Source organism: Helicobacter cetorum, from assembly GCF_900198405.1.
GTDB lineage: Bacteria > Campylobacterota > Campylobacteria > Campylobacterales > Helicobacteraceae > Helicobacter > Helicobacter cetorum_C.
The window spans coordinates 1-17,569 of the sequence record NZ_FZMR01000004.1; the positions used below are offsets into that span (position 1 = coordinate 1).

The 17,569-nt window shown below is 34.1% G+C and carries 15 protein-coding genes and 1 pseudogene; 10 read left to right on the forward strand and 6 right to left on the reverse strand.

The window, feature by feature from the left end; all coding sequences use genetic code 11:
• The 4 genes from C6H25_RS01630 to C6H25_RS01645 all read right to left on the reverse strand — a co-directional run.
• A partial coding sequence (locus C6H25_RS01630; RefSeq protein WP_158653850.1) for a hypothetical protein occupies positions 1 to 1,676 on the reverse strand: 1,676 nt, incomplete at its 3' end.
• 53 nt (positions 1,677 to 1,729) lie between these two features.
• Positions 1,730 to 1,933, reverse strand: coding sequence for a hypothetical protein (locus C6H25_RS01635; RefSeq protein WP_104747755.1), 204 nt, complete (start codon positions 1,931 to 1,933; stop codon positions 1,730 to 1,732).
• A gap of 230 nt (positions 1,934 to 2,163) precedes the next feature.
• A complete protein-coding gene (locus tag C6H25_RS01640) occupies positions 2,164 to 2,475 on the reverse strand; it encodes a hypothetical protein (protein WP_104747756.1) in 312 nt (103 codons plus the stop codon).
• 13 nt (positions 2,476 to 2,488) lie between these two features.
• Complete coding sequence (locus tag C6H25_RS01645) at positions 2,489 to 3,127, reverse strand: class II aldolase and adducin N-terminal domain-containing protein (RefSeq protein WP_104747757.1); 639 nt, start codon at positions 3,125 to 3,127, stop codon at positions 2,489 to 2,491.
• Between the two features lie 278 nt (positions 3,128 to 3,405).
• Between C6H25_RS01645 and C6H25_RS01650 the strand changes: the two genes are divergently transcribed.
• The 4 genes from C6H25_RS01650 to C6H25_RS01665 all read left to right on the forward strand — a co-directional run bounded on the left by C6H25_RS01650 (position 3,406) and on the right by C6H25_RS01665 (position 7,558).
• Positions 3,406 to 4,155 (forward strand): HrcA family transcriptional regulator, encoded by a 750-nt coding sequence (locus C6H25_RS01650; RefSeq protein ID WP_104747758.1) that lies wholly within the window; start codon positions 3,406 to 3,408, stop codon positions 4,153 to 4,155.
• Between the two features lie 11 nt (positions 4,156 to 4,166).
• Entirely contained in the window at positions 4,167 to 4,745 is a 579-nt protein-coding gene (gene grpE, locus C6H25_RS01655; protein WP_104747759.1) for a nucleotide exchange factor GrpE, read from the forward strand.
• Positions 4,746 to 4,786: 41 nt separating this feature from the next.
• Positions 4,787 to 6,649, forward strand: a complete 1,863-nt coding sequence (gene dnaK / locus C6H25_RS01660; RefSeq protein ID WP_104747760.1) for a molecular chaperone DnaK — start codon at positions 4,787 to 4,789, stop codon at positions 6,647 to 6,649.
• A 210-nt stretch (positions 6,650 to 6,859) separates the two neighbouring features.
• Positions 6,860 to 7,558: an NYN domain-containing protein gene (locus C6H25_RS01665; protein ID WP_104747761.1), complete on the forward strand. Its 699-nt coding sequence runs from the start codon at positions 6,860 to 6,862 to the stop codon at positions 7,556 to 7,558.
• Positions 7,559 to 7,868: 310 nt separating this feature from the next.
• On the opposite strand, the pseudogene C6H25_RS01670 reads toward C6H25_RS01665, so the two are convergent.
• Positions 7,869 to 9,122 (reverse strand): annotated as a pseudogene (locus tag C6H25_RS01670) (N-6 DNA methylase); the annotation flags it as partial.
• Positions 9,116 to 10,141 (reverse strand): tRNA (adenosine(37)-N6)-threonylcarbamoyltransferase complex transferase subunit TsaD, encoded by a 1,026-nt coding sequence (gene tsaD / locus C6H25_RS01675; RefSeq protein ID WP_104747763.1) that lies wholly within the window; start codon positions 10,139 to 10,141, stop codon positions 9,116 to 9,118. The pseudogene C6H25_RS01670 and the gene tsaD, both read right to left, overlap by 7 nt.
• Positions 10,142 to 10,264: 123 nt before the next feature.
• Between tsaD and C6H25_RS01680 the strand changes: the two genes are divergently transcribed.
• The 6 genes from C6H25_RS01680 to hypE all read left to right on the forward strand — a co-directional run bounded on the left by C6H25_RS01680 (position 10,265) and on the right by hypE (position 17,557).
• Positions 10,265 to 11,494, forward strand: coding sequence for an HNH endonuclease (locus C6H25_RS01680; RefSeq protein ID WP_104747764.1), 1,230 nt, complete (start codon positions 10,265 to 10,267; stop codon positions 11,492 to 11,494).
• Complete coding sequence (locus tag C6H25_RS01685) at positions 11,491 to 12,555, forward strand: DNA cytosine methyltransferase (protein ID WP_104747765.1); 1,065 nt, start codon at positions 11,491 to 11,493, stop codon at positions 12,553 to 12,555. Before C6H25_RS01680 ends, C6H25_RS01685 begins: the two co-directional genes overlap by 4 nt.
• Positions 12,555 to 13,247 (forward strand): DNA-methyltransferase, encoded by a 693-nt coding sequence (locus tag C6H25_RS01690; RefSeq protein WP_104747766.1) that lies wholly within the window; start codon positions 12,555 to 12,557, stop codon positions 13,245 to 13,247. Before C6H25_RS01685 ends, C6H25_RS01690 begins: the two co-directional genes overlap by 1 nt.
• Positions 13,248 to 13,311: 64 nt before the next feature.
• The gene (locus C6H25_RS01695; protein WP_104747767.1) at positions 13,312 to 14,304 is read left to right on the forward strand and encodes an agmatine deiminase family protein; all 993 of its coding nucleotides are present in this window, start codon (positions 13,312 to 13,314) and stop codon (positions 14,302 to 14,304) included.
• Complete coding sequence (hypF, locus tag C6H25_RS01700; protein ID WP_104747768.1) at positions 14,280 to 16,556, forward strand: carbamoyltransferase HypF; 2,277 nt, start codon at positions 14,280 to 14,282, stop codon at positions 16,554 to 16,556. Before C6H25_RS01695 ends, hypF begins: the two co-directional genes overlap by 25 nt.
• Positions 16,557 to 16,558: 2 nt before the next feature.
• Positions 16,559 to 17,557: a hydrogenase expression/formation protein HypE gene (hypE, locus tag C6H25_RS01705; protein WP_104747769.1), complete on the forward strand. Its 999-nt coding sequence runs from the start codon at positions 16,559 to 16,561 to the stop codon at positions 17,555 to 17,557.
• The last annotated feature ends 12 nt before the right edge of the window (positions 17,558 to 17,569 follow it).

Sequence of the window (17,569 nt, forward strand, 5' to 3'; positions counted from 1 at the left end):
GAAGATTGTAATTCGTTATAAGTGTTGAGTTTGGGGGGTAAAGCCATAAAAGTAAAATGCAAGGCTTGTTGGTCGGCTTTGGGAAGAGATGCGTTGATGTTGTTAAGGATTTGCTTGATTTGGTCTTTGTTGGGATAACTCCATTGTGCATCTGAATTAGCCGTATTGTTTGTTACTGCTATACTACCTTGTTGGAAATGGGGGTATTTACTCCACATGGTATTGTAGTAGTTTGAAAACTTATTGACAGCTATACCTATTTGTTGGTTATTATTAGACATAAGAGAGCTAATAAGATTGCTTAATTCACTAAACCATTGCAAGATATCTTGATAAAGTTGTTTGTTGCTGATACCTTTTGCATTGACAATGGGGATAGAATTAAAATATTGTCCAAATCCTTGCGTGCCTTCAATATCGCAAAAAACAGAACAAGCCCAGCTAGCAATCTTAAAAATAGGATTATTTGTTTGCATAGTAGCTTGTATGTCATTATATAAATTACCATTTAGAGTAAATAATTGATTGATAGCAAATAGAGCTGATGTAGTTTCTTTTGAGGTTGGCATGTTTGTTAATGATTCTTGTAATTCGTTCAAAATAGGAATAATAGAATCATAGTAAGCGGCTAAGGCGCTTGAATCATTTTTGAAATTACCATTGAGATAAATTTGTGCATAAAGCTTGGGAATTTGGGCATAAATTTTATTGAGATGGGGGTTATTAATTGTTTGTAGAATGGTTTGCAAAGCTGAGGGAGAATTGATTGTTTGGCTAGAATGTGTATTATCGGGTTTAGCATTATAGGGGTAGTGAACAATGGTATTTTTAGTAATGGTATAAGAAGGATTATATATGCTTGATTGGATTGCAGAGAGTAGTTGTTGACTTAAAGTTCCTGAAGTTTGACTTGGTGGGTTAGAACTTTGGGGTTGATTAAAGGCTTCAATAATTAATAATGGGGTATAATCTATACTTGATTTTTGTTCTAAAATTTCTTTAAAGGTTTCTAAAATTTTTGTTCCTAAAACCCCTTGACTAGGACCTACTAGACGTCCATAATAATTATTGACATTTGGCGTAAATTTAGGATTGTAATTTGGGTTACCTTGTGTTGCTTGAGCAAGCTGATTGATAGCTAAATCAATTTCTTTAATAGCTTGTTGGATTATTGCAGAACGCTTGGTTACAGAAATATTTGAACCATTTGTTAAGGGTGTAAATAATTTATTGAGTTTTTTAAAAATAGTATTGTTGTTATCATAGACATCCATTGAATCGGCAACATAGGGTAATACGGAATAACATATAGCACTACAATTTGAATCAATAGATGATATCCAGCTAATTTGAATGTTTTGCAAAAGATTGATAGTATCCAAATAGGCAGGACTTTTTTGGTCTATATTTTTATCATTTTTTAACTCTTTTAAAATTTTTCTAGTATAGTATAGAGGCATAAAAAGGTTTTGAACATAGGTGTTTGTTAGATTTGCATAAGGCTCAAGCCCTACGCTATATTGTAAAAGTCTCACAAGGTTTTTTAAAGAATGGTTTTTTGTTAAAATAGAGCTATCTTGAATATGTTCTAAAAAATCAATTACGCTTTGTTGGACATAATAACTAGGATTATTCTGTTTTCCTAAAGTTTTAATTTGTTGTTTTAGAGCTTGCAATTGTTGCTTGTTAAGAAGTTTTAAATTGTCTATATTTAGCAATCGTTTATCACTTAATGGAGCAAAGGTGTTACCCCCCCCCCCCCCAAAGAATTGTTGGGGTTGTAGTTTGGATTAGTCATAGTAGAACTTTGACTCATTTGTGCCATTTGATAGTTAGCCCCTAAAAACCAAGCACTTTCTTCAACCATTAAAGAACTAGCTAGAGATAAACTTAAACTTAAAGCACTAAAAAATTTTAATCTGTTATGAAACATTAAGAAATTTCCTTTTTTAAATGATTTTACGAATGGAATAAAAATAAGTTTTAATTGTAGCATAAAGGGGGGGTAAAAAATCGTGTTTTTAAAGCTAGAAACCTAAAGAACGCAAAGAGAAACGCTTAAAAAATTCTGTATATAAAGCAGATATTCCACTAACTGAGCTACAAAACCCCTTAAAAGCAAAACAGCATCACAAAAAACAATGCCATAAACACTTGATAAACTTAGGTATAAACATCTAAATGGGGTCTGTTATAGATTTGCTCCACATTTTCCCCATTAGAGTCTAAAAGCGTGGGTTCTACTAAAGATTTATCTTGGATACTCCCATCATTATTGATAGTTTCTAAGGCTTGTAGTCTGTCAAAATTAGGAGCGTTGTTAGAATTAGCAGAAGAAAAGCCATCTTGAGCGCTCGTTTTTTCTATGTTTTGTTCTGCTTGACTTCTATCTCTAATATTGCTATCACCATTAATATCGTTTAGGGTTTGGAGTTGGGTAAAGTTTGGGGTGTAGTAATTAGTGTTAATATTCATAAGTTATCCTCATTTAAATATTAAAGCGTTCGTCGCCATTATAGCAACAATCCATTAAATCGCCTAATCGTAAAACCTTGCATGAATTTTCAATCAAATCAAAAATTTCCATAAGCCCATGCAACTCCCTATGGTAGGCAAAAATCCCACACCCCTTAATGAATACAAAAAACTTCCCACTCTCTTGTAATTGGCGTAAAATTTCAATATTAGCCCTTTCATACCAATTATCATAATCTCTAGGGTCATAGATAGGCACTTCTTCGCCTAAAAACCTATGCCCTAAATAATCTCTAGGCAATAGTTTCTCATGCCTTAAAGAATAAGCCAAGCTATAAGGCGGTCTTGCATACGCAATGAATTTAGCATCCAAAAATTCTTGATAAACACTTGCATGGATTGATGAATCAATACTAGCCTCTCTCCAGCGATAATCCACCTTATCATGCAAAACCAGCAAAGTATTTTCATTAAGATGGTCAAATACTGCATCTCTTTTATTGATGATAAATTGATTTGTGCCAATTCGTGCTGATATGGAGCCTTGATAAAGTCCAAAAAAACCTTTCCTAAACATAGACAAGGAAATATCTTTGAGCGCAACAATTAAATCGGTGTCAATCCCTCTAGTGTGCATGTTCATGCTTGGCATGATAACAAGTTTTAACCTAATTTATCCTAACCTTGAAAACTTGATTAAGTTAAATCAATATACTAAGTAATTATTACTTAGTTACTATCATTAAACTTTATACTACTAAACTAAACTTATAAGAAAAATCCCATAATTTTTAGCGTTTTTAGCAATCAAGTGATAATTTATTAACTTTTTATGCTACAATTCACTCGTTGTTTCATCAAACTAGTATGAACTAACGAGATTTTTAATTTTAATGGTGTTTAAAAAGTTTAGCTTTGAGGTTTATTTGAATGGGTAAAAAAGAGAGCATCTTAGATTTGTTTGTCAAACACTATGTGCAAACCTTAGAACCCATTAGCTCCAAACGCTTGAAAGAAGCCCTAGATTTAAAGGTATCTTGCGCGACCATTAGGAATTATTTTCAAGCCCTCTCTAAAGAGGGAGCGTTGAAACAAGCCCATTGTAGTAGTGCACGCTTACCGACTTCTAAGGCATTAAAAGAATATTGGCAAAGGTCATTAAGATTAGAGCCATTAGACTTAAAAGAAAAAGCCTTAAAAGAGGCGAGCGAACGATTTGGTATCTTTAGCCTAGTTAAAAGACCTAATCTAGCGTGCTTAAATGCTGTCATAGCATATGAAAAACGCTTTCTGATTATAGATTTTAAGGCGTTTGCTTGCGTTCTAGATTATAGTGCTAAAATGCAAGATTTTTTGCAAAAACTTGTAGGCAAGAGCGCTATAGAAGTGCGTCAAATCGCCATTTCTGTAAATGCTCTAAGTTTGGCCAAACAGCTAGAGAACTTAGAATATTCTAATCTCTCACGCTTTAATACGCCAAAATTAGAGCCACTTATACAAAGTGCCTTGTTTTTTGAGGTGCTAGATGGCAGAATCTTAGAGCGTTTGAAAGAGGGCTTGCATTTTATAGAGCCTAACAGCATGCTAGTGGTGTGTTCGCTCAATAATTTGGGTGCTAAACTGCTATGCTTTGGAAAATTAGAATGCGACTATACGCATTTTTTTAAAACCATTTCTTAAGGAGGAAAGGTATGAAAGATTGTTGCAAAAACCAGCAAGAACATGACCAAAAGCAAGATGAAACCCCTTGTGGTTGTGCTTGTGATGAAAACCAAGATGATAAAGGCGAGAGCCAAGAAAATCATGCACAAAAAGAGCCAAAAGATGAAGAAAATTTTGAGCTTAAATACAAAGAAATGCACGAAGAGTATTTAAGAGTGCATGCGGATTTTGAGAATGTGAAAAAACGCTTAGAAAAAGACAAGAGCATGGCATTAGAATATGCGTATGAAAAAATCGCACTAGATTTATTGCCTGTGATTGACGCGCTTCTTGGAGCCCATAAGAGTGCCACAGAAGAGAATCAAGAAAGTGCGATTTCTAAAGGCTTGGAACTTACGATTGAAAAGTTGCACGAAGTTTTAGCCAAGCATGGCATTGAAGGGATTGAATGTTTAGAAGAATTTGACCCTAATTTTCACAATGCGATTATGCAAGTTAAAAGCCAAGAGAAAGAAAATGGACAAATCGTGCAAGTTTTACAAAAGGGTTACAAGTATAAAGAAAGGGTTTTAAGACCTGCAATGGTAAGCATTGCTAAAAATGACTAATTAAGAGTGATTAAATTTATTTTATAAAGAAAGGATAACACATGGGAAAAGTTATTGGAATTGATTTAGGGACAACCAACTCTGCAATGGCTGTGTATGAAGGTAATGAAGCTAAGATTATTGCTAATAAGGAAGGTAAAAACACCACTCCATCTATTGTAGCATTCACCGATAAGGGCGAAATTTTAGTGGGTGAGAGTGCTAAAAGACAAGCGGTTACTAACCCAGAAAAGACTATTTATTCTATTAAGAGAATTATGGGCTTGATGTTTAATGAAGACAAGGCTAAAGAGGCTGAAAAACGCTTGCCTTATAAGATTGTAGATAGAAATGGAGCTTGTGCGATTGAAATTGCAGGCAAGGTTTATACCCCCCAAGAGATTTCAGCCAAAATTTTAATGAAACTTAAAGAAGATGCTGAGAGTTATTTAGGAGAGAGCGTTACAGAGGCGGTTATCACTGTTCCGGCTTATTTTAACGATAGCCAAAGAAAAGCGACTAAAGAGGCAGGCACCATTGCGGGGCTTAATGTTTTAAGAATTATCAATGAGCCTACTTCTGCGGCATTAGCTTATGGCTTAGATAAAAAAGAGAGCGAAAAAATCATGGTTTATGATTTGGGTGGGGGAACTTTTGATGTTACCGTGTTAGAAACGGGCGATAATGTCGTAGAAGTTTTAGCCACAGGGGGCGATGCATTCTTAGGGGGCGATGATTTTGATAATCGTGTGATTGATTTTCTAGCAAGTGAATTTAAAGATGAAACAGGCATTGAGATTAAAAACGATGTTATGGCGCTCCAACGCCTAAAAGAAGCCGCTGAAAACGCCAAGAAAGAATTAAGCTCTGCAACTGAAACTGAAATCAATCTGCCTTTCATCACAGCAGACGCTACAGGACCTAAGCACTTGGTAAAAAAGCTTACTAGGGCTAAATTTGAAAGTTTGACAGAAGATTTAGTGGAAGAGACTATTTCTAAGATTGAAAGCGTGATTAAAGATGCAGGGCTATCTAAGAATGAGATTTCAGAAGTGGTTATGGTGGGTGGTTCCACTCGTATTCCTAAGGTTCAAGAAAGGGTAAAAGAATTTATCAACAAAGACTTGAATAAGAGTGTGAATCCTGATGAAGTCGTAGCTGTGGGTGCGAGCATTCAAGGGGGCGTGTTAAAAGGCGATGTGAAAGATGTGCTTTTATTAGATGTTACACCATTAAGCCTAGGGATTGAGACTTTAGGGGGCGTGATGACCAAGGTCATTGATAGAGGCACTACTATTCCTGCTAAAAAATCTCAAGTGTTCTCCACTGCAGAAGATAACCAACCGGCTGTGTCTATTATGGTTTTACAAGGTGAAAGAGAATTAGCTAGAGACAATAAATCTTTGGGTAAATTTGATTTGCAAGGCATTGCTCCAGCTCCAAGGGGTGTGCCTCAAATTGAAGTAACCTTTGATATTGACGCTAATGGTATCTTAACCGTATCTGCACAAGATAAAAATACTGGCAAAAGCCAAGAGATTAAAATTTCTGGTTCTAGTGGCTTATCTGATAGTGAAATTGAAAAAATGGTTAAAGACGCTGAGTTGCATAAAGAAGAAGACGCTAGAAGAAAAGAAGTTATTGAAGCAAGAAATCAAGCCGATAGTCTTGCACACCAAACGCAAAAGAGCCTTGATGAGCATAAAGCGAATTTGAATGAAAATGATGTGAATGAGATTCAAAATGCGATTAACGCTCTTAAAGATTGTGTTAAAAATGATAACGCTACTAAAGCTGAGCTTGAAGATAAATCTAAGGCCTTAGCTCAAGTGGCTCAAAAACTAGGCGAGGCTATGGCAAATAAAAATAATACCGAAGGGACTAAGAAAAAAGATGATGATGTGATTGATGCAGAAGTGGAGTAAAACGCATTTTTAAAAAACAAGGGAATTAAAGCTCCCTTGTGCTTATCTCTTTTAAAATTTCAAACCTTTTTTAGGGTTGTGAAATGTTTAAAAAATTTGTTTTCTATCTTAACTCACACTTTTATAAAGCACTATTTGCAATCTAAATAATGATGATTATAAGTATTATGAAAGTATAATTATGATTATAAATTGTAAAATAGAGCGACCATGAAAAAAGAAAATAAAATAGCAGTATTTTTTGACTGCGAAAATGTATCTGCAGAATATGTTGACTTTGTATTTAACGAATTGCAAAATCGTGGTGAAGTGATTATCCGACAATCGTTTAAAGATTGGGACAGCAATTTGGAATCAAACAGCACTAAGGCTTGGGATAGAAAATTGCATGAAAAGTTTGCCATAGAACCTATACAAGTGTTTAGTAAAACCGGGAAAAATTCTTGCGATTTAAGAATACAAAGAGCCATACTTGAAACAATCAATCAAGACCATATTGATACCATTGCTTTGGTGTCTAGTGATGGCGATTTTAGAGATTTGATTATCACTGCAAAATCAAAGGGTTTTGATTTTATCGGTTTTGGAGAGCAGTCAAAAGCACCTAATTGGATTGGAAAAACTTATACAACTTTTATCAATCTTGAAAAACAAAGAACCATACAAGATGAAGTGATTTTAGAGGTAATAAAAAATACCATAGAAGAAAATAAACAAGATAATGGATATATGCTTGCGAGTAATTTGGGTGATGCGTTGCGGAAAAAGAATGCAAGTTATATTGCAAAAAACTTTGGCTCAAATTCATGGGGTGAGTTTTTGAGAAAATATGATGCCATTTTTGAAATAAAAAGCATCAGTAAAAACAATAATGGCATTAAGGACACCTTAGTTGTCAAAATAAAATAGTATATCTTACCCCCTATAGCAAGATATAATTTCATCGCTAAGTTATTAATTTGTTGTTGTTTGAATGAGAATAAGGCATAAACCACCATAAAACCTTTTCATTTGGTTTGTTCTCCATTCTTTTTATGCAGTAGTTTTCAAACAACTGAGTTTAAATTTTTGTTTTAACGCACCCCTAATTTTTCTAGTGTGGGGGCAACATGTGCTTAAAGACTTCGCCTCTTGGATTAAGTGATAAAAGACTTTGATTTACCGAATATAATTAGGTGTAGTAAAAATCAAAAGAGCGGTAGCTGTTTAAATCATTTTTTAAATGGGCGATAGCATAAGGAGCGATTAAAAATTCAAAGCCAAAGAATTGTTTTAAAAGGTTTTTAGGCTTGTATTTGGGGCTATTTTTTTCTTTTTGAGAAATATCTAGCGCTTTTCTAAACGCTTCTAATAAAAAAGTGCCTGTGCCTGTAGCAAAATCTAAAAGCGTGATATTTTCATTATCTAAGGCACTAGATAAACCTTTAGGGGCAATATTTTTAAAATGCTTGGACAAAAGGCTATCTAAAGAATGGATAATAAATTTTACTACAAAACTAGGGGTATAATACACGCCTTTTCCCTCTCGTAATTCAGGGTCATAAACACTTAAAAAAGTTTCATAAAAGTGTAAATAAGGGTCTTTACTCTCATTATCTTTATAATTATTCAAATCTCTAACAATGCTACCTACATCAATATAATTGATTAAAGTAATGATTTCTTCTAAAAGCCATTTAATCTCTTTAATTTCATTCAAATTGCCTAAAAAGTTCGCCATTTCTCTAATGAGCGAAAAATTTTTAGGGATTAAGCGTTTAACATTATCAAGGTTGATTTTTTGGTTAGGATTATTGAGTTTAGCTAAAAAGAGGCTATAAGTGAGCGTTTGAGCGAATGAATCGCTAAAGTCATTAAAACTTAGCTCTTTGTATAGATATTCTCTAAAATTATTAAAAATCATTTCAATATCAGAGTTTTCTTGGTTTATGATTAAAGAATCTTTTAAATAACGAGTGCGTATGCTTAAATGAGTGGCAAAATCTTTTGCGGTAGTGATTTGATTAACTTCTTGATTTAAAAATTCATTAAAAAGTTCAACAAGGTTTTGTTCTTTTTTAAGATTGGGTTTTGATAACGCCAATTCTTCTTTACTAGCGACTTGTATTTCTTTAACCACATAAGGATTATTCCTTTCATCTTTTTTAACCCAAATAAAATTAAGATAATCTGTTAATATCAAGTTAGGACTTAATTCTAAATATTTAGCGACTTGTTCGCCATTAACTAGGCTATTTAAATTCGTTCCTAAACGCTTATTTTCTACATAGCCTACATTAAGCCCTTTGTAATAAATACGAAAATCAGGTGCCCCTCTTCCTTGATTGTCTCGGCGTGGCTCGTGTTCTAGCTCATATTCGCTATTGAATTTTTTAATGAGCTTTTTTAGTAGAGTGTGTAATTCAGGGCGGTAAGTGTGTTCGTTGGTGTTATTATCAATTCCCTTAAGTTCTTGTAAATAAGTTTTTAACATTCTATATTCCTTAATAGCGTTCTTGGCGAAATATCCGCCTTTTCTAAAGGGGTAAATTTTTCCATTTTATAAGCTTCTAGACTTGCTCGCCCTATCATGGCTGCATTATCACTACAAAATTCTAAAGGAGCTAAAACAAGCTTGCAATCAAATGCACTACATAAATTTTCAAACGCCTTTCTTAAGGCTAGATTTTGACTCGCTCCTCCCACAATGCCAAAAATTTTGGGGCGTTTGGTTTTAAAATAGCGTTTAATCTGAGCGATTAAATGCTCTATCGCTACACTTTGAAAATGATAGCAAATCTTACTTTTTACTTCATGGTTTAAATTGTGAGCGTTTTTTTCAATCTCTAAACGCACCGCATTTTTTAAACCTGAAAAGCTAAAGGCTATTTGTGGGCTATTTCTTAAAGGAATGGGAAACATTAAAGGCTCATTTTTATACGAGTAATCAAGGGCTAATTTTTCTACTATAGGACCTCCCGGATAGCCTAAATTTAGCATTTTAGAAACCTTGTCAAAGCTCTCTCCAAAGCTATCATCTAAACTAGAAGCCATGATTTTAATGTCTTCATAGCAACTAGCCTCTAAAATCAAAGAATGCCCCCCTGAAACCAGTAGCACGCTTAAAGGCATACAAGTTTGCTTTTCATTGATAAAGAGCGAATACACATGCCCTCTCAAATGGTCTTCTAAAATTAAGGGTAAATTTAAAGACAAGCTCAAGGCTTTTGCCATCATCAAACCTTCTATTAAGGTTACACTCAAACCCGGCTGACTCGTAATAGCTATGGCTTTAAGCTTAGAAAAATCATTATTTAAGCTCATTTTAATGCGTTCTAACAATAAGGGCAAACTCTCAGCATGAAGGCGTGATGCAAGTTCAGGCACAACGCCCCCATAAACACTATGGTGCTTTTCTTGAGAGATTTTAAAATGAGCGATGAGTTTAGCACTCTTTATATCCGTAAGAGCTAAAGAGCTGTCATCACAAGAACTTTCAATACTTAAAATCATTATTTTTGTCTTTATGTGTTATTTTTCTTAAGATTATACCTTGTTAGCACACATTTTAAATCCTTTAAACTAAAACTAACTAATGCTATTTTATAATCCTTTTAAAAAATCAAAGGTTATTGATTGCTTGTTTCTAGCTTTTTAAATCAAATAGACCTCTTTAATTTGGGGGTGTTGTTTAGCCGTTTTCAAATTAAAAATGGTCGTATTTATGGGGTATGTTCTTACAAATCTTCAAAATTTGTCAGCGACTATGAAGAAAGCAAAGAACAAGTTTTAAACGCTCTTAATACCTTAAGTGTGCATAAAATTTGGCAATTTAATAATGAGAAACTTACAAAAGTTAAAGGCACTTTTGTTTTTGTCTTAGAAAACAACTTGAATTTAAATGAAAATTCATTTTACAAGAAACTTTTAAATTTACTCATAGATAATGACTTTTTTAACCCTGAAAATTCTCATTCAATCACCCCTAATCAAAAACTCTTTTTAAGTGGTTTCTTTGAAAGTAGGGGTAGTATTGACACGCAACGCAATTTTTTAACTTTGGATTATTTTTTCCATAATTCCTTAGAGTTTAAAAAATTCAATTACTTAATAGATAATTTGAATATCCCTAGTGAAGTATTAAATTTTAATTTTAGAGAATTGCAATTTCAATACACACAAGGCATTAATCAGCGTAACGCTCAATTTAGGATTTATTTAAATTGGTATTTACACTTTATTGGGCTATTTAACCCCTATAAAGCACAAATTGTTAATTATATTTTAAAAAATACTCTCACTTTTGAAAGCGGTTATTACAAACTAGATTTTAAGCCCACAACCACTTATCGTGGTAATGGCTTTACAGAACGCACCCATTTTTATTTTAAAAATATTTACCAACAAGATTTAGATAATAAAAGCATTGAAAATTTAAGAAATCAATTATGGTCTTTAGAACATAGCGACGAGTTTAAGCGAGATAGCAAAATCATCAATTTTTACCGCCTTTTTACGCCTAATCTTTGCAGTGCATGTTGTGATGATTATGATATTAAAGTAAGAAGTTTTATCTCTTTGCCTTTATACAAAATCACACAAGACCCTAACGCTTACTATACCGAAATACACCATGTTATTTCTTTAGGTAAAGACAAAGAATTAGATGTGTTAGACAATCTCGCTAAGCTTTGTCCTACTTGTCATAGGGCTTTAAAAAGAGGGGCTAGTAGTAAAGAGCATCAAAAACACTTAATTACAAATATTTTAAACCATAACAAAGATAATTTAGAATTCGCACAATTGCGTTTTAATACTAATGATTTTTCAACGCTTATTGATAACATTTATGAAAGCCTAAAATGAATTATAGAATTTTAGATTTATTTTGTGGGGCTGGGGGGTTTAGTGCTGGGTTAGAACAATTAAGAGAATTTAAAACTTTAATAGGACTAGATTTTGACAAACAAGCCTTAAACACTTTTAAAAACAACCATAAAAACGCTATTTGTATTTGTGGGGATATTACACAACAAGACATTAAAAAAGAAGTGATACAACACGCTAAAAATTTAAAAATCAATATGATAATTGGCGGGCCACCTTGCCAAGGCTTTTCTAATAAAGGGAAAAATTTAGGTCTCAAAGACCCTAGAAATTTTTTATTTTTAGAATATATAGAAATTGTAAAATCCTTAAAACCTGAGATTTTTATCATTGAAAATGTGAAAAACTTAATTTCGTGTGCTAAAGGCTATTTTTTAGAAGAAATCAAGGCGCAGTTTAACGCCTTAGGGTATCAATTAAGTTATAAAATCCTAAATGCTAAAGATTATGGTGTGCCTCAAAGTAGAGAAAGGGCTTTTATTGTCGGAGCTTTAAATTTTAGTTTTGATTTTAATCATTTAGAAATTTGTAAAAGCGTGGATATAAAAGAGGCTATTAGTGATTTAGCTTATCTTAATTCTAATGAAGGTGCGTTTGAAAGCGCTTATTTAAACCCAGTTGAGTCTAGTTATCAAGCTTTAATGCGAGAAAATAGTAAAAAACTCTATAACCACCAAGCGACTAATCATAGCAAAGTGGCTTTAGAAAAATTAAAGCTTATCCCTAGCGAGCAAGGCAAAAACTACCTCCCCAAAAACCTGCATGGCAAACAACAATTTAAAAGCACATGGGGGCGTTTAGCTTGGTCTAAGTTAAGCCCTACGATTGATACAAGGTTTGATACCCCAAGCAATGGCACAAACTCTCACCCAGAATTACACCGCTCTATCACGCCAAGAGAAGCCGCTAGGATACAAAGTTTTAAGGATAATTATATTTTTTATGGCAATAAAACAAGCATTTGCAAGCAAATCGGTAACGCTGTGCCTCCGCTCTTAGCCCTAGCCTTAGGAAAAGCTCTTTTAAAAAGCATAAAATAATGATACAAATTTACAACGCTAACGCCTTTGAAATCATAAAAGACTTTAAACAACAAAATTTAAAAGTAGATGCCATAATCACTGACCCCCCTTATAACATTTCGGTTAAAAATAATTTTTCTACCCTAAAAAGCGCTAAAAGGCAAGGCATAGATTTTGGAGAATGGGATAAAAATTTTAAGCTTTTAGAATGGATTAAACACTACGCCCCCTTAGTTTCTAAAAATGGCTGTATGGTTATTTTTTGCTCGTATAGATTTATAAGCTATATCGCTACTTTTTTAGAAGAAAATGGCCTAATAGTAAAAGATTTTATCCAGTGGGTTAAGACTAATCCTATGCCTAGAAACACAAATCGGCGTTATGTGCAAGATAGCGAATTTGCTTTATGGGCGGTTAAAAAAGGGGCTAAATGGACTTTTAATAAACCTAGTAGTGAAAAATATTTACGCCCTTTAATTTTAAAAAGCCCAGTAGTGAGCGGAATTGAAAGAACTAAGCACCCCACACAAAAAAGCCTAGCTTTAATGGAAAAAATTATTTCTATACACACTAAGGCTAATGATATTGTGCTAGACCCCTTTATGGGGAGTGGCACAACCGGTCTAGCATGTAAAAATTTAGGGCGCAAATTTATCGGTATAGAATTAGAAAAAGAGTATTTTTCAATCGCACAAAAGCGTTTGGGCTAGTTTTTAAAAAAATCTCATCTTGTAAAGATTGTGTTATAGTTTCTTAAAAATATAGGATTTTTTAATGAAAAGAATGTTAGCAGAATTTGAAAGAAACCAAGCGATTTTAATGGCGTTTCCCCATGAGTTTGGCGACTGGAATTATTGTATTAAAGAAGCCAGAGAGAGCTTTTTAAACATCATTCAAACCATAGCAAATTACACAAAGGTTTTAGTGTGTGTTCATACTAACGATAATATCGGTTATGAAAGGTTAAAAAATTTATCTAATGTGAATATCGCACGAATTGATACAAATGACACATGGGCGAGAGATTTTGGAGTTATCAGCATTGAAAATCAAGGCGTTTTGGAGTGCTTGAATTTTGGTTTTAATGGCTGGGGGTTAAAATACCCATCAAATTTGGATAATCTAGTGAATTTCAAACTCAAAAATTTAGGGTTTTTAAAACACCCCTTAAAGACTATGCCCTATATCTTAGAAGGTGGGAGTATAGAAAGTGATGGGGCTGGAACTATTTTAACCAACACTCAGTGCCTACTAGAACCAAATCGTAACCCCCATTTGAATCAAAACGACCTAGAAAACATGCTTAAAAAGGAATTAGGAGCTAAACAAGTGTTATGGTATGAGCATGGCTATTTAAAGGGTGATGATACAGATAGTCATACCGACACGCTCGCTCGGTTTTTAGATAAAGATACCATTGTTTATAGTGCATGCAATAATAAAAATGATGAGCATTATGAAGAATTAGCCAAAATGCAAGAAGAATTAAAAGCCTTTAAAAAACTTGATGGCACACCTTATAAACTAATCCCTTTAGAAATCCCCGAAGCGATTTTTGATGAGAACAACGAACGATTACCGGCTACTTATGTAAACTTCTTATTTTGTAATAACGCCTTAATCGTGCCAACTTATAACGACCCTAAGGATACACTCATTTTAGAGACCTTAAAACAACACACTCCCCTAGAAGTAGTAGGCATAAATTGTAACACCCTAATCAAGCAACATGGAAGCTTGCATTGTGTAACGATGCAACTATATTAAATAAAATCACGCTTTTTGGCGTGGTTCAAGGCGTAGGCATGCGCCCTTTTGTAGTCGCCCTAGCTCAAAAATTAGAGCTTGTAGGCTTTGTGCGTAATGTCAGCACTGCCCTAGAAATTGTCTTGCCTAAAAACAAGACCGAGTTATTTTTAAACGCTTTAAAAAACAATTTACCCCCCTTAGCTTTGATTGAAAAAATTACAATTAACCCTTATCACAAAGCACTAAATTTTAATGGTTTTAGGATTTTAAAAAGCAAGACTAAAGCTTTAAATTTGCGTAGTCAAATCCCCAAAGACTTGGGCGTGTGTAAAAATTGCTTGTCTGAAATTAAGGATAGACACTCCCCCTATTTTCATTATGCTTTTAATTCTTGTGCGAAATGTGGGGCAAGATACAGCCTTTTAAACGCCTTGCCCTATGACAGAGAAAACTCTGCTTTAAAACCTTTCAAACTCTGTGAGTTTTGTTCTTCTATTTATAAAGACCCCACAAATAAGCGATTTCATATTCAAGGCATAAGCTGTCAAAAATGCGGTATTACGCTTAACTATAAAGAATTAAAAGATTATGACGCCCTTTTAGAATGTGCTAAAGATATTCAAAAGGGTAAAATCATCGCTCTTAAAGGCTTAGGGGGTTTTGCCTTTATCTGCGATGCGAGAAATCAAGTAACTATAGAAAAATTACGCCTTTTAAAAAATCGCCCCTTAAAGCCATTCGCACTCATGCTTAAAGATTTAAACACAGCACAACAATATGTGTTTTTAAACGAGTTAGAATGCGAGAGCTTAAGCTCTTTTAATGCCCCCATACTCTTAGCCCATAAAAAAACTAACACTCCATTAGCCCCAAATATCGCCCCTAACTCCCCTTTTTATGGCGTCATATTGCCCTATACCCCTTTGCATGCTTTATTATTAGATTTATTAGATTTTCCTATTATTTTTACGAGTGCGAATTTTAGCTCCCAACCTTTAGCGAGTAATGAAGAAGAAATTAAAAAACTGCATTTTCTCTATGATTTTAAGCTCACGCACAACCGCTTTATTATTCATAGGATTGATGATAGTATCACGCAATGCGTGGATAATAAAATCCGTTTAGTGCGTTTAGCTAGGGGGTTTGCCCCACTTTATATTACCTTACCAAAGCCCCTTAAAAAGAAAGAAAAAATTTTAGCTCTAGGTGCGGAGCAAAAAGGGCATTTTAGCTTGCTAGATAGCGAGACTTCCACGCTTTTACTCTCGCCTTTTTGTGGGGACTTGAATGTTTTAGAAAACAAAAACCACTTTAAAGAAACTCTAAATTTTATTTTAAACACCTATGATTTTAAGCCCACGCTTTTAGCTTGCGATAAACACCCAAACTACACCACCACTAAAATGGCTCTTAATTTTAACATACCCTTATTACAAGTCCAACACCACCATGCCCACTTTTTAGCAAGTATCCTAGACGCATTTTTACAAGATAAATCATTGAAAGACACGCAAGTTTTTATAGGCATTATCTGGGATGGAAGTGGGGCTTATGAGAATAAGATTTATGGGGCAGAATGCTTTATAGGGGATTTTAAAGAAATTAGAGAAGCCGCTAGATTTGAAGAATTTTTGCTTTTAGGGGGCGAGAAAGCTATCAAAGAGCCTAAACGCCTAGTTTTAGAAATCGCTTTAAAATACCAACTCAACAGGCTTTTAAAACGCATTCAAAGGCATTTTAACGAAAATGAATTAGAGGTTTTTAAACAAATGCATGAAAGACAAATTCAAAGCATAGCCACAAATTCCATAGGGCGTTTGTTTGATATTGTGGCGTTTAGTTTAAGCTTAGTAGAAAAGATTAGTTTTGAAAGCCAGAGCGGTCAAGTTTTAGAAAATTTAGCCAAAGAGAGCAGTGAAACTTCAATTTATCCTTTTGAAATTAAGGACAATATAGTGTGTTTAAGAAAATTTTATCAGGCGTTTGAAAATGATTTGGATATTTTAGAACCTAAACATATCGCTAAGAAATTTTTTAATAGTTTAGTAGAAATCATTATCGCTTTAATTGTGCCTTTTAAAGAGTATGCAGTGGTGTTTGGTGGGGGCGTGTTTTGTAACAAACTATTATGCGAGCAATTAGCTAAACGCTTAAAAGAGCTTAAAAGAGCTTATTTTTTTCACAAAAATTTTCCGCCTAATGATAGCAATATCGCTATCGGTCAAGCTTTAATGGGGTATTATCAAACTCAAATTATCAAAAAGGATTAACAATGGATAGCGTAACTCTAGCATGTGGGAATGGGGGGCAAGAAACTAATGCGTTAATTGAGCAAGTGTTTATGCCTTATTTAAAAGAATTTATTAGTGCTTTTAATGAAGATGCCCCTAAGTTTAGGGCTAATGGGGAGTATTGTGTCAGCACGGATAGTTTTGTCATTACGCCCTTAGTTTTTAATGGGGGCGATATAGGGAAACTCTGTGTTTGTGGGAGTGCGAATGATGTGAGCATGCAAGGGGGCGAACCGCTTTATTTGAATATAGGCTTTATTTTAGAAGAAGGCTTAGAAATCACTCTTTTAAAACAAATTCTACACTCCATTCAAAGGGAGTTAGCCAAAGCGAATCTAAAACTGCTCTCATTAGACACTAAGGTCGTGCCAAAGGGGAGTGTGGATAAGCTTTTTATTAACACAACCTGTATCGGTAAAATCATAAAGCCAGAGATTTCTTCACAAAATCTAAAAGCCAATCAAGTCATTATTATAAGCGATAGTATCGCAAACCATGGGGCAAGCTTGTTTGCTATGCGTAATGAAATCAAGCTAAAAACGAGTTTAGAAAGCGATTGTCAATTACTCTATCCCTTATTAAAACCCCTATTTTTAAGCGATTTAAAAATTTATGCTCTAAGAGATGCAACTAGGGGCGGACTAGCAAGCGTTCTAAATGAATGGGCGAATAGTTCAATTGTAAAAATCATTATAGAAGAAGATAAAATTCCTTTGAAAGAAGAAACTCAAGGCATTTGTGAGGTTTTAGGGCTAGAACCCTACGCACTAGCTAATGAAGGGGTATTTGTCCTAGCTATGGATAAAAAAGACGCCCCTAAAGCTCTAGAACTCTTACATGCTGACAAAAAAGGCAAAAACGCTTGCATTATAGGCGAAGTGTTTGACAACCCCTATCCTAGTGTAACTTTAAAAAATGCATGGGGTTTTGAAAGAATCTTAGAAATGCCAGAAGGTGAAATCTTACCTAGGATTTGCTAGATAAAAAGAAAT